Origin of the sequence: Neglectibacter sp. CSJ-5 (genome assembly GCF_032490475.1) — a bacterium.
Taxonomy (GTDB): domain Bacteria; phylum Bacillota; class Clostridia; order Oscillospirales; family Acutalibacteraceae; genus Hominenteromicrobium; species Hominenteromicrobium mulieris.
Genome location: NZ_JAVYJC010000001.1, coordinates 64,840 through 77,686 on the forward strand (window position 1 = coordinate 64,840; position 12,847 = coordinate 77,686).

7 protein-coding genes are annotated in these 12,847 nt (G+C 53.5%); 6 read left to right on the forward strand and 1 reads right to left on the reverse strand.

What is annotated here, in order from left to right; all coding sequences use genetic code 11:
* Window positions 1–157 precede the first annotated feature (157 nt).
* Window positions 158–1,426: a phosphopyruvate hydratase gene (eno, locus tag R2K26_RS00325; protein ID WP_316517998.1), complete on the forward strand. Its 1,269-nt coding sequence runs from the start codon at window positions 158–160 to the stop codon at window positions 1,424–1,426.
* A gap of 51 nt (window positions 1,427–1,477) precedes the next feature.
* Here the strand turns inward: eno and R2K26_RS00330 are convergent, their stop codons facing one another.
* Entirely contained in the window at window positions 1,478–2,332 is an 855-nt protein-coding gene (locus tag R2K26_RS00330; RefSeq protein ID WP_316518001.1) for a sugar phosphate isomerase/epimerase, read from the reverse strand.
* A gap of 920 nt (window positions 2,333–3,252) precedes the next feature.
* Here R2K26_RS00330 and R2K26_RS00335 point away from each other — a divergent pair.
* The 5 genes from R2K26_RS00335 (at window position 3,253) to R2K26_RS00355 (ending at window position 12,698) form a co-directional block, all read left to right on the forward strand.
* Complete coding sequence (locus R2K26_RS00335; RefSeq protein ID WP_176821102.1) at window positions 3,253–4,203, forward strand: sugar ABC transporter permease; 951 nt, start codon at window positions 3,253–3,255, stop codon at window positions 4,201–4,203.
* Between the two features lie 13 nt (window positions 4,204–4,216).
* The gene (locus R2K26_RS00340; protein ID WP_316518003.1) at window positions 4,217–5,107 is read left to right on the forward strand and encodes a carbohydrate ABC transporter permease; all 891 of its coding nucleotides are present in this window, start codon (window positions 4,217–4,219) and stop codon (window positions 5,105–5,107) included.
* 80 nt (window positions 5,108–5,187) lie between these two features.
* On the forward strand, window positions 5,188–6,852 hold the full coding sequence (locus R2K26_RS00345; RefSeq protein WP_316518006.1) for an extracellular solute-binding protein: 1,665 nt from the start codon (window positions 5,188–5,190) through the stop codon (window positions 6,850–6,852).
* A gap of 246 nt (window positions 6,853–7,098) precedes the next feature.
* Window positions 7,099–9,774, forward strand: a complete 2,676-nt coding sequence (locus tag R2K26_RS00350; protein WP_316518008.1) for a glycosyl hydrolase 2 galactose-binding domain-containing protein — start codon at window positions 7,099–7,101, stop codon at window positions 9,772–9,774.
* Window positions 9,775–9,860: 86 nt separating this feature from the next.
* Window positions 9,861–12,698, forward strand: a complete 2,838-nt coding sequence (locus R2K26_RS00355; protein ID WP_316518010.1) for a glycoside hydrolase family 3 C-terminal domain-containing protein — start codon at window positions 9,861–9,863, stop codon at window positions 12,696–12,698.
* Window positions 12,699–12,847 lie beyond the last annotated feature (149 nt).

The following is a 12,847-nucleotide window of genomic DNA, read 5'->3' on the forward strand; positions in this document are numbered from 1 at the left end:
GCGATGCTGTTTTATTTGATATCATGCAGAAATTACTTTTTCGGTGCAGTGTATCGTGGATGAGCACAGTATATCACAGCGGTTTTCAACTTTCCAGATATAAAGCATGAAAAAACGGCTTTTGGACATACTGAAAGCGTATTGCAAAACAGAAAGGATGAAAACGATGAAAATACAAAAGGTTCTGGCGACGGAAATTCTCGATTCCCGCGGCACGCCGACCGTCGGCGCAACGGTCATCTTGAGCGACGGCTCCGTCGGCACAGCGAACGCGCCCTCCGGCGCATCGACGGGCAAATTTGAAGCACACGAAAAGCGCGATAATGACCGCAAGCGCTATCTCGGGCGCGGCGTAAAAAAAGCCGTGGAGGGCATTGAGGAAACCGTTGCCCCGGTGCTCGAAAATATGCAGCGCGTGACGGTGCAGAACGTCGACAGAATGCTCATCGAGCTTGACAACACCAAAAACAAAGAAAAGCTCGGCGCAAACGCTACGTTGGCGGTGTCGCTTGCTGCTGCAAAGGCGCTTGCCGCGCACTATAAACAACCGTTTTTCCGCTACCTCGGCGGCACGAACGCACAGAAGCTTCCCGTGCCGATGATGAACATTCTAAACGGCGGCGCGCACGCGGCGAATAACGTGGATATTCAGGAGTTCATGATTGTGCCCGTGGGCGCAAAATCGTTTTCGGAGGCCGTGCGCATGGGCAGCGAGATCTACCACACGCTCGGCGGCATTTTGAAGCAGCGCGGTCTTGCGGTCTCCGTGGGCGATGAGGGCGGCTTCGCGCCGAACCTCGCAAGCGACGAAGAAGCGATAGAGGTCATTTTGGAGGCCGTTTCGAGCGCGGGCTACACGACGGACGAGGTGAAGATTGCGCTTGACGCGGCTGCGAGCGAATGGGCGGCGAACGACGGCTATCTTTTACCGAAGCGCGGCACAAAATACACTTCCGCGCAGCTCATCGCGTATTGGGAAAAGCTGTGCGAAAAGTACCCCATCTGCTCTATTGAAGACCCGCTCGGCGAAGAGGATTGGCCCGCGTGGACAACCGTTACCGAAAAGCTCGGCAAAAAAATCATGCTTGTCGGCGATGACCTGTTCGTTACGAATTCGACACGAATTCGCGAGGGCATCGGGCGCAAGGCCGCAAACGCACTACTTGTAAAGCCGAACCAGATCGGTACACTGACGGAAACGCTCGCCGCTGCTGAGCTTGCAAAGGAGAATGGCATGAAGATCGTCATGTCGCACCGCTCGGGCGAAACGGAGGACACAAGCATCGCGGATATTGCCGTTGCCGTAAACGCAGGGTTCATCAAATCCGGCGCGCCGTGCCGCAGCGACCGCACCGCAAAATACAACCGCCTGCTGCGTATTGCAAAGGAAAATGAAATGGACGAAATGTACGGTACAGGCAAATAAAAAAGGGTATCTCGGTTTTCGCCGAGATACCCTTTTAAGTTCAGAAAAGGTTTACCAATCCAGACCGGAGAACTTGTGGAAACTGTCCATGCTGATGCGGACGCTTTCCATCTGGGTCAGCTGGGTGTGATCCTGCTCAAGCACAATGTACTCTGCGCCAAGCTCGTTGCCCTTGTTGATGATGGACTGGATGTCCATGATGCCGGTGCCGATTTCGCAGAAATCCTTGTGGTCGGAACCCTTGCCGAAGCTGTCCCGCGTGACGAGCACGTTCGGGTCGCTGACTGTCCACAGGTTGATCGGGGAATCGGAGGTCTTAGAGAAGTCCTTCTGGTGAATGAGCTTCAGGCGGTCGCCGAGGCGGTCCATAACAGCCAGAGGATCCATGCCGCCGCGCATTGCCCAGAACGTATCAAGCTCAAAGCTGACGTAGTTCGGGTCGGTATTGTCCATGATGTGGAACAGAATTTCCTTGCCGTTCAGCTTCTGGAACTCGTGGTAGTGGTTGTGGATGAGGAACTTGATGCCGTGCTCGGAGAGCTTTTTGCCCGCCCAGTTGTAATATTCGCAGCGCTCCATCAGCTGGTCGTAGCCGGTGTAGAAGTCTGCGGACTGGCCGAGGTACTTCGTGCCCACCTGCGTGTGATACGCGATCATCGGGTCGATGGTCTCCTCATTGATGGGGCGGATGTGACCGCTGATGAGGTTTGCGCCGGTTTCTTTTAAAAGCTTCTGCATGTCCTCAACGCCGACGCCGAAGCCTACGCCCGGGTCTGTATCTGCGTTGGAGCTTGCAAACTCAAGGTTCTTATAACCAATCTCTGCGACCTGGCGGATCGCGTTGATCGGGTCTTTTTTCATTTCGTCGCGCACGGAGTAAAGCTGAATGCCGACTTTAAGTGCCATAATAGGTTCAATCCTTTCTTGTCCGTTTGCCTGCTGTGCAGGTCATTTCACTATAATTGTACTGCGTTTTTACTCTGCCGTCAAGCGTCCGAAACGGGAGATGGCGTGCAAAATGTGAATTAGGAAAGTTACAAGACGGTATCCTGCGTATTTTCGGGTCAGAGGGGGAAAAAGCAAATGTGAATGAAGTTTTTCGCCTTTTTGAAGACAATTTTAAAAAATTACAAAATTGTAATTTGGTACGCCGTTATGGTGTACAACTCGAAAATTATTTGATTAAAAGATAAACATGATTTAACAATAAAGATAAAGGTATGTTTATGTTATTTCAACTTGCACAGGAAAATGAAATTGCCCTAAATCTATTGAAATGACTGAACAAAAAATATTCCTGCAAAATTTCCGGAATTTTTGAAAAAAACCAGTGAAATACAGTTGAATAACTGCAAGCGTTGTGAAAGCGGTTTCATAAATTCTGCGAATTTAGCAATTTGTTGTCTTTTGAAAACGCATGAAAAATATGGAACCGCTTACACAAACTTGTATGGAGTGGAAATCGAGATCAAAAAAAATTAGGCAAGATGCACAAACCGAAAACCAATGACAAATTTGGGTAAAAAACCGAGTATAGGCTATTTTTGTTGTTGACATTCACAAAAGAGGGTGATAAAATCACAAATGCAAACAAAATGATATACCGCGTTTTTGTAAGATGCACCAAATACAAAGCAAATCATTTAACTTGTTTTGTTCGTGTCTCTTTTTCTATGGCAGCGGTTCCACAGAAAAGGGGACAAGTTTCGGTATGTTTCAGCGTCACGGGGGAAACCTGTTATTCGGGTGTTGCCTCGGGCAAAAACAGCCTTGTGTTTTCTTATTGAAAGCGCGGTCATCACAATATTTTTAGGAGGTTATACCGTATGGCAGCAGCAGCTAAACCGGCAAAGCCGGCGTATGAGCTGAGCGGCTGGGAGCGCTTTAAAAAAGATGTTGTCCGCGACAAGTGGCTGTATCTTCTGATTCTTCCCGGCATGCTTTTCATGCTCATCTTCCGCTATATCCCGATCTTCGGCAATGTGATTGCTTTTATGGACTTCAACCCCTACAACATGTGGAACAGCACATGGGTAGGCTTTGACCAGTTCATCAAGCTTTTCAATAAGCCGGCGTTCATGCAGACTTTCTACAACACCCTCTACATCTCCATTTTGAAGATGGTATGTGGTTTCCCGATTCCGATCATCCTCGCTTTGATGATGAACGAGATGCGCAACATGAAGTTCAAGAAAGTGGCGCAGACACTCCTTTATCTGCCGCACTTCATTTCTTGGGTTGTTATGGCCGGCCTCATCATGAACTTCCTCGATCCGTCCACGGGCCTCATCACCGCGCTCCTCAAGAGCATCACGGGCAAGGACCTGCAGGTGCTTACCGACAAGGCGCTCTTCGTCCCGATGCTGATTATCACCGACATCTATAAGACGATGGGCTGGGGCACGATTATTTACTTCGCGGCGCTGTCCGGTGTTGACCCGCAGCTTTACGAAGCAGCCGAGATTGACGGTGCACGCAAGTGGAAGCAGATGCTCAACATCACGCTGCCGGCGATTACCCCGACGATTGTTATCATGCTGATCCTCAACTGCAACAACATCGTAAACGCAGGCTTCGACCAGATCTTCATGCTGTATTCCGCACTGGTTTATGACGTAGCCGATATCATCGATACGTATGTGTACCGTATCGGTATCCAGAAGGCAGACTACTCCTTCTCTACCGCAGCGGGCATGTTCAAATCCATCATCGCTCTCGTCATGATCCTCATCGTCAACTTTGTTGCCAAGAAGACCGGCAACGAGGGTATTTGGTAAGGAGGTTATGAACATGGAAAAGAACAAAATCAAAACCTCCACAGGCGAAAAGATCTTTACCGTATTTAACTACGCGTTCTTTACGCTGCTCTGCCTCATCATGCTGTATCCGTTCTGGCATGAGATCATGCTTTCCTTCAGCTCCCTTGAAGCATCCACGAAGGGCGGCATCTTCCTCTGGCCGAAGGGCTTTAACCTGGATACTTATAAATCCGTATTTATAAACCCGAACATCTACACGGGCTTCCGTACCACGATCATCGTCACGGTTGCCGGTACGGCACTGGGCACGCTGCTCACCGCTATGACCGCTTATCCGCTTTCTAAGTCCAGACTGCGCGGCGGCAAAGTGTTGATGACGCTTGTCCTCTTCACCATGATCTTCTCCGCCGGTATGATTCCGAGCTTCCTGCTCATTCAGACAATCGGCCTTATGGATAACATCCTCGCGCTGATCCTGCCGGGTCTCGTAAGCGCATACAACTGCATCATCATGAAGAGCTTCTTCCTTTCCATTCCGGAAAGCCTTGAAGAATCCGCCCGCATCGACGGTGCAACCGACCTGCGCATCTTCTTCTCCATCATCCTGCCGCTTTCCAAGGCGACCATCGCCACCATCGCGCTGTTCACAGCGGTTGGCTACTGGAACGACTACTTCTCCACGGTCCTTTATATCCGCTCCGTTGATAAGTGGGCTCTGCAGGCGGTTCTGCGCAACATGCTGACGAATACACAGCAGGCAATGCAGCAGGCAGGCGTCAACGTCATGGCGCAGACGAATACCAACGCAGAGACCATTAAGGCCGGCACCATCGTGGTTTCCACGGTGCCGATCCTCATCGTGTACCCGTTCGTGCAGAAGTATTTCGTTAAGGGCGTTATGATCGGCGGCGTTAAGGGCTAAGCCCGCACTCTTTTGGGTTGTCCCGAAGCATGGCTTCGGAAAACTATATTATCATTATTTCCAAAGAAAGGATTTTAGTCATGAACATGAAGAAAATCGCATCCGTTGTTCTGGCACTTGCACTGAGCGTAAGCGTATTTGCAGCGTGCGGCAGCAACGGCAATTCTTCCGCAAGCTCTACGGCTTCCACCGAGAGCAGCACTGCTTCTACCGACAGCAGCACTGCTTCTACCGACAGCAGCGCAGCTGCGACCGGCGACAAGATCGACGTTCTGAACCAGAGCGAAACGATGGACGTTTCCGTTGCAGTTATGACCGGCTTCACCGCATCTGACAGCCGCGTTCAGAAGGAACTTGAGGAAAAGTACAACGTTAAGTTCAATCTCGTTGTTCTCCCGGGTTGGACTGACGGCCAGTCCCAGATCTCCCTGCTGATGGCATCCAACGACATGCCGAACATCATGTGGTGGTGGACCATGGATACCGAGTACAACAAGTGGGTGCAGGCAGGTCTGCTGCAGGATGTTTCCTCCTACATGGATAAGTACACCGTTATCCGCGACTACTACAACAAGATGGACCCGAAGACCCTCTTCTATGCATCTGAGGCCGACGGCTCCATTTACAGAATTCCGGGCGACGTTGCTGAACCGTCCTGCGAGAACCTCTGGATCCGCCAGGATTGGCTCGATAACCTGAACCTCAAGGCTCCGACCACGATCGAAGAGCTCAACGAAGTGCTCCGCGCTTTCACGGAGGACGATCCGGACGGCAACGGTCAGAACGACACCTACGGCCTCGGCGGCGACGGTTACGACTTCCGTTCCTTCTGGCCGTGGATCCAGTCCTATGACCAGACCCATTACAGCCGTTTCTGCGTAGATGACGACGGCGTTGTCACCTACGGCCCGGCTAACGAGGGCACCAAGAACTGGGTTAGCGACGTTGCTGATCTGTATGCAAAGGGCTACATCACCCCGAACATCACTCAGGATACCGACCGCGACGAGCAGATGGCAAACGGCGGCTTCGGCGTAACGTACAGCTGGTGCGCATGGAACAACCCGGATTCAGCTCCGATGATGTCCTTCTATGCTTCCAACCCGGATGCTAAGTGGGTACCGATCGACATGGTTAAGGGCTCCAACGGCAACCCGCAGGAAGACCCGGCTACAAGCGCTGCTTGGGCATATTTCGCAATCACCAACACAGCTTCCGATCCGGAAAGACTGTATGCAACTTGGGACGACATGTGCGATTCCGATAACTACATCGCACGCCGCTTCGGTATCGAAGGCACCGATTACAAGTACGACGAGAACGGCCAGTATGTCGCTATCGTTGGCCCGGACTCCGAGGAAAACACCTCTAAGAATATCGGCCTCAAGCTGTTCGATAACCTCATGAACCGTAAGGACGAGTGCAACATCTCCAATACTCCGGAGACCACCGCTCTGTTCAATAAGTCCGGCGAAAACAGCCGCTATGCTGCTGCTCACCTCGTTGAGTGGAAGGATCCGGCTTCCTTCGAGTCCTGGACTGAGTGCAGCGCTGACATCGAGGCTGAGAAGGATCAGTACCTCTGGGGTGTCATCGCCGGTCAGGAATCCATCGACGATTGGGACAACTATGTTGCAACGCTGAACAGCCTCGGCCTCGAGGACGTTCTTGCTGAAGCAAACGAGGACTATGCAGAGCTCAGCGCTCAGATGGAAGAGTACCTCGCTGCTCACGGCGAAGCGTAATCGATTGATCTGATCTCGATTAAAATGTATACAGATGGGGGAAGCTTTCGGGCTTCTCCCATTTTGTTTTTAATGCAAAAATATACTGTGAAAAAACTGTGCATATTTACAAGAAAATGCACGGTTTTTTCTCTATATGAAATTTGCAAAAAGCTATTGAATTCCCGCTTTGCATCGGCTACAATGCAAGAGAAGGCTACACACATAGCCTATAATAAATAGTATACCTCAAAGGAGTTGAAAAACATGAGCAAACTGTCTCTTGCCGGCGCGTGGAAGCTGCGCGGCGAATTTATGGACGTTACGGCAGAGCGCTACAACGAAGTGCTGCGTAAAATGGACGCAGCCCCCGTGCGCGCAACGCTGCCGGCGTTCTTAAAGCTTGAAGACCTTTCCGAAGAAGAACAGGCAGAGTTCTTTAAAGAGCCGAATCCGCATTTCCACGTGATGACGGATAAATCGAATCACGCGTTCCCTTCTAAATACGGCTTTATCCCCATGACCGTGCCGGGCGACGTCACCACCGCCCTCATCGAAAACGGCATCGCAGAAGAACCTTTTTTGAAGGAAAACACAAAGAAAAACCAGTGGATCAAGGAGCTTTCCTGGTGGCTCGTCCGCGATTTTGACGTCACAGAGGAGATGCTGAACGAAGACATCGTGCGCCTCAATATTGAAATGCTCGATTTCAATGCGGATATCATCGTAAACGGCATGCCCGCCGCGCACCACGAAAACGCGTTCTGCGCGTTCAGCGAAGACATCAAGCGCTTTTTGCACGTCGGCAAAAACCAGCTCGTCATTCGCCTCACCTCCGGCATGGAGCTGCACTACCCGCGCGACGCCGTTTCGTTCTACTGCGCAAGTGAAAACGCCATCTGTGACCAGCGTGTCTACACCCGAAAGCCGCAGTTTACCTACGGCTGGGACTGGTGCCAGCCCGTGCCCACCTGCGGCATCGGCCGCTCCATCGAAATTGAAGCGTTCAGCGGTGCGCAGGTCATCGCGTCCCGCGTCGATACGTTAAAGCTCGACGGCGATGACGCCGAAGTGGAGTTCCACTTTGAAATCGAAAAATCCGACATGGTCTCAAGCGCCGAGTGCGAGCTTACCTATACGCTCGAATTTGAGGGTAAAACCGTTTACACCGGCAAAAAGACGCTCATGCTCGTCGGCGGCGTGAACTTCGCCGAGGAACGCGTCACAATCAAAAACGCGAAGCTCTGGTGGCCGAACGGCTACGGCACGCAGAACCTCTATACCTTTAAAGCCTGCTGCGTCACAAAGGGCATCCTGCACGAGATGCAGCCGAAGAAGATCGGCATCCGTACCTTGGAGCTCGATACCTCTAAACTCGAAGACGGCAGCCGCAACTTCTTCTTTAAGGTGAACGGCGTGCGCATCTTCTGCAAGGGCGGCAACTGGGTGCCGACGGACTCCCTTTATCTGCGCACCCCGAAGGAAAGCTACGAGACCCTCGTGCGCGAGGGCGCGGCGGCGCACTTCACCATGTTCCGCATGTGGGGCGGCGGCACGTATGAGCCGGATTGCTTCTATGAATATTGTTCGGAGTACGGTATTTTGCTGATGCACGACTTCATGTACGCCTGCGCGTTCTACCCCGATCACAAAAACGATTTCCTCTTTGAGGCGGAGCGCGAAGCCGAGTATCAGACAAAGCGCCTTGCACATTATCCCTGCATGGCCATCTGGACGGGCAACAACGAGATTGCGGAATCCTACACCGATTGGTTCCCGGCGCCCATCAAGCCGGAGCGCTTCTACGGCGAGAAAATATTCAACTATATTCAGCCGCGCGCCGTGCACCGCAACAGCCCGCTCGTTCCGTATATGCCGTCCTCGCCGTACTTCGGCGACCGCGCCAACGAGAGCGAACAGGGCGATGTACATGCGTGGTCGTTCTTCGGCCGTCACCCGAAAACGAAGTTCAAGTTTGTCTATGAGCTTGAGGCATTCGACCGCATCCCGGCGCGCTTCTCCAGTGAATACGGCTTCTTCGGCGCACAGATGGAAAGCACCGTTCGCCGTTACCTTGACGGCACCGAAATGCGCTTTGATAACCCCATCTGGAAGCACCACGGCGAGTTCGACCGCAAGCGCAGCAACATCGACGGCGCGATTGACCGCCATTTGACGGAGTTCAAAACCCTCGATGAACACGGCTATCTGCTGTACAGCGGCATCATGCAGGGCCTTCTGTACGCCGAGCTTGCCGAAGCCATGCGCCGCAAGCCGTACGGCGCAGGCGACCTCATCTGGATGTACAACGATTGCTGGCCGGAGACAGGCTGGACGATCATCGATTATTACCTGACGAGAAAGATCTCGTTCTATTTCTTAAAGCGCGCGTTTGCAACGAAAAAGCTCATCATCCGCGCGTGTGAGGGCGGCGCAGAAGTGACTGTCATCAACGAAACGTCCGAAGCGTTCACGGCGGATATTCACTGCGGCTATATGACCTTCACCGGCGAGACCGACAGTCTCTGCACAAAGACGCTCAAGGTCGCTCCGCACTCCATGCAGCAGTTCCACATTTCCGTCTGCAATGATTTGAAGCACGGCTTCTCCTTTGCAAGCGCCGAGGGCTTCGACACCGCCGACAGCCTGCGTGCGTATTACCGCGATTACGTCTTCCCGGAAAGCGACGCGAAGATTGAAAAGGTGGAGCAGGACGGCAACGATCTGCTCGTGACGATCCGCGCGAGCGTGTACACGCCGTTTGCGTACCTCATGACGAGCGACGACCGTGTGCATTACGATGATAACTACGTTACGCTCTACCCGAACGAGCCGAAGACGCTCCGTGTGGAAAACTGCACGGAAACGCCTGTGCTGCACGTTGCCGCACCCGCCCCGAGCGAAGAAACGAAAAAAGCCAGCTATACGGATTCCTGGTTCTGATACGTACTGAAATGCTGCCGCATAGAGCCCAGCTTTGTGCGGCATGCTTTCTATAAAAAAATAATGAGTTTTGAAAGGAGTTTCGCATGAAATACCGTTTTCAAGATAACACCCTGCCGTTTGAAGAGCGCGCAAAAGACCTGCTCTCCCGCTTAACACGCGAAGAAAAGGTCGGCATGATCACGTCGCAGCTCGATGATATTCCGCGCCTCGGCATTAAAAAGACGCACATCGGCACCGAGATCGCGCGCGGCGTTGTAAACCGCGACCAAAAGCGCGAGACCACCATTCTGCCGCAGCCGTGGGGCATGGCGGCCATGTTCGACGATGCCCTCATGGAGCAGCTTGGAGACATGGCAGGCGACGAAACGCGCATCACGCACGATATGGAAGAAAGACCGTCCTCTCTGGAGCTTTTCGGACCCACCATCGATATGGAGCGCGACCCGCGCTGGGGCAGAAACGAAGAAGCCTATGGCGAAGACCCGTGCCTTACGGGTAAAATGAGTGCCGCCTACTGCCGCGGCCTTACGGGCAAGGACGAGAAATATTTGAAGACCGCGCCTTTGCTCAAGCATTTCTACGCCAACAACTACGAAAACGAACGCCAGACGACGAACGCGAACATCACCCCGCGCTTAAAGCACGAGTATTACTTAAAAGCGTTTGAGCCCGCCGTGCGCGAAGGCCGCGCGCCGGGCCTTATGACGGCGTACAACTGCATCAACGGCGTAGAGGGCGTCAACAACCCGGACGTTTCGGAAATCTGTAAAAAAGAGTGGGGCATGACGTTCGCTGTCAGCGACGGCGGCGATTTTGGCCAGAACGTCGCCGCGCACCGCACGTATGAAAACCACGCGCAGTCTATGGGCGACATCCTCGGCGTTGGCGCGGATATGATGCTCGACAGCCGCTCCATGGTTGACCCTGCCGTGCGCGAAGCGCTCGAAAAAGGCTACCTCACCGAGGAAAACCTCGATAAAGCCGTGTATTCCACGTTATTGCTGCGCTTTAAGCTCGGCGATTTCGATGAAGACCACCCCTATGCGCACATTGACCCCGCAAAGCTCGCAAGCCCCGCGCACAAGGCGCTCGCCGTAAAAGCGGCAAAGGAGTCCGTCATTCTGCTTGAAAACCGTGGTATGCTGCCTTTAACCGACGACGGCAAGTGCACCGTCGCGGTTGTGGGCCCGCTCGCAAATGAAAACTACACCTGCTGGTACTGCGGCTATGCACCGAACCAAACGCCGGTCGTCAAGGGCTTCAGAGAAAAGCTCGGCGAAGACCGCGTACTGTTCGATGAAGGCTTTGACCGCGTGCGTGTCCGCTCCGAAAAAACCGGCAAGTACCTGCGCATCGCCGAAAACGGCGCGGTATATGCCGATGCCGACGAGAACACCGCCGACCTCTTTGAGCGCGCGGATTGGGACTTCGGCGCATGGACGCTGCGCAGCGTGCGCACCGGCAAGTACCTCACCGAGGACAAAAATTTCTTCGACGAGACCCCGCAGGACGAAAACGCCGTCACCATCGACCCCAGCATGAACTGTACGGCAGACGTGGTATTCGGCTGGTTCGTGAAAGAACTGCTGTATGCCAAGGAAGAAGACGGCGTTTTGTACCTCGATACCTGGCAGCACCGCGCTGTGGCCGTAAACGACGAAAATAAGCTCGTTGCAAAGGCCGGCTCCGGTGACTGCCCCTGCAAGCAGTTTACACTGGAAGTCGTTTCCTCCGGCGCAGAGCGTGTAGCAGAGCTCGCGCAACGCGCCGACCACGTCATCGTCTGCGCGGGTAACCAGCCGCTCATCAACGCGCGCGAGGAGTATGACCGTCCGGATATCCGCCTGCCGAAAGCCCAGACCGCGCTCCTGAATGCCGCAGCGGCCGCAAACGAGAGCACTCTGCTGTACCTCGTCACGGGCTATCCGTTCGCCATCAACAAGGAGAAGGACACCGCCAAAGCCGTGCTGTGCTCCACGCACCTCGGCCCGTGCCTCGGCCATGTTGTTGCCGCGACCGTCTTCGGCGAAAACAATCCCGCCGGCCGCACCCCGACCACGTGGTATCGTTCTGTTCGTGATCTCCCCGCGCTTGACGATTACGACATCGCGAAAAACCATGTGACGTACCTCTATTTTAGGGGCAAGCCGCTCTACACGTTCGGTTACGGCCTCAGCTATACGACTTTTGCATACAGCAATCTGACCGTTAAGCAGGAAAACGGCGAAGTCATCGCGACTGTAAACGTGCAGAACACCGGCGCTCTTGACGGCGACGAAGTGGTGCAGCTTTACATGAGCCTGCCAGGCTCCCTGCGTGTGCGTCCCATCCATGCACTCAAAGCCTTCAAGCGCGTGCACATCAAGGCGGGCGAGACCGTCACCGTTACGCTGAACTTCAAGATCGACGACCTTGCTGTTTGGTGCAACGGCAGAAAGATCTACACGGTCGAAAGCGGCGTGTATAAAATGGAAATCGGCGCGGCGAGCGACGACATCCGCCTTACCGCCGACGTGGAGATTGCAGGCGAAGCGTTCCCGGGCCGACCGGGCTTCTTCAAGCAGGAAGCCATCGATGCCGATGATTACAGCGGCGTCACGTTCCTCACGGATAAGCGCGACGGCGAAACGTATGTGGAAGCGAAGGATTTCCGCAGCTTCCTCGTATATAAGAACATGGATCTCACCGGCTGCAACGCGTTCGAGTGCGCCATGAGCGCGCCTTCCGGCGACGTGGAGATTATCCTTGCGGATAACAAGACCGGCAAAGTTCTCGGCAAAGCGGGCGGCACAGGCACCGGAAGCCTCACAAAGTTCACATCGTTTACGTGCGATGTCGCCGCCGAAGCCGGACTCACCGAGCTGCGCATCGTCTTCACAAAGCAGACGTCCTTAAAGTGGTTCCGTTTTTACACGGTGTGAGTTTTAAACCGATTTAAATTCAAAAGTTGAATACTCGAAAAGGGACAGCGCCGTGCTGTCCCTTTTTGCATATGTGCCTTTTTAACGGTCGCTTTGCTCGCCGTTTGGGAGACCCGGTTTTTTCAGTTGCATTTGAAACCATACGAAAA

Coding starts and splice junctions, on each gene's coding strand:
- eno (WP_316517998.1), top strand. CDS start 158: ATGAAAACGATGAAAATACAAAAGGTTCTGGCGACGGAAATTCTCGAT.
- R2K26_RS00330 (WP_316518001.1), bottom strand. CDS start 2,332: ATGGCACTTAAAGTCGGCATTCAGCTTTACTCCGTGCGCGACGAAATG.
- R2K26_RS00335 (WP_176821102.1), top strand. CDS start 3,253: ATGGCAGCAGCAGCTAAACCGGCAAAGCCGGCGTATGAGCTGAGCGGC.
- R2K26_RS00340 (WP_316518003.1), top strand. CDS start 4,217: ATGGAAAAGAACAAAATCAAAACCTCCACAGGCGAAAAGATCTTTACC.
- R2K26_RS00345 (WP_316518006.1), top strand. CDS start 5,188: ATGAACATGAAGAAAATCGCATCCGTTGTTCTGGCACTTGCACTGAGC.
- R2K26_RS00350 (WP_316518008.1), top strand. CDS start 7,099: ATGAGCAAACTGTCTCTTGCCGGCGCGTGGAAGCTGCGCGGCGAATTT.
- R2K26_RS00355 (WP_316518010.1), top strand. CDS start 9,861: ATGAAATACCGTTTTCAAGATAACACCCTGCCGTTTGAAGAGCGCGCA.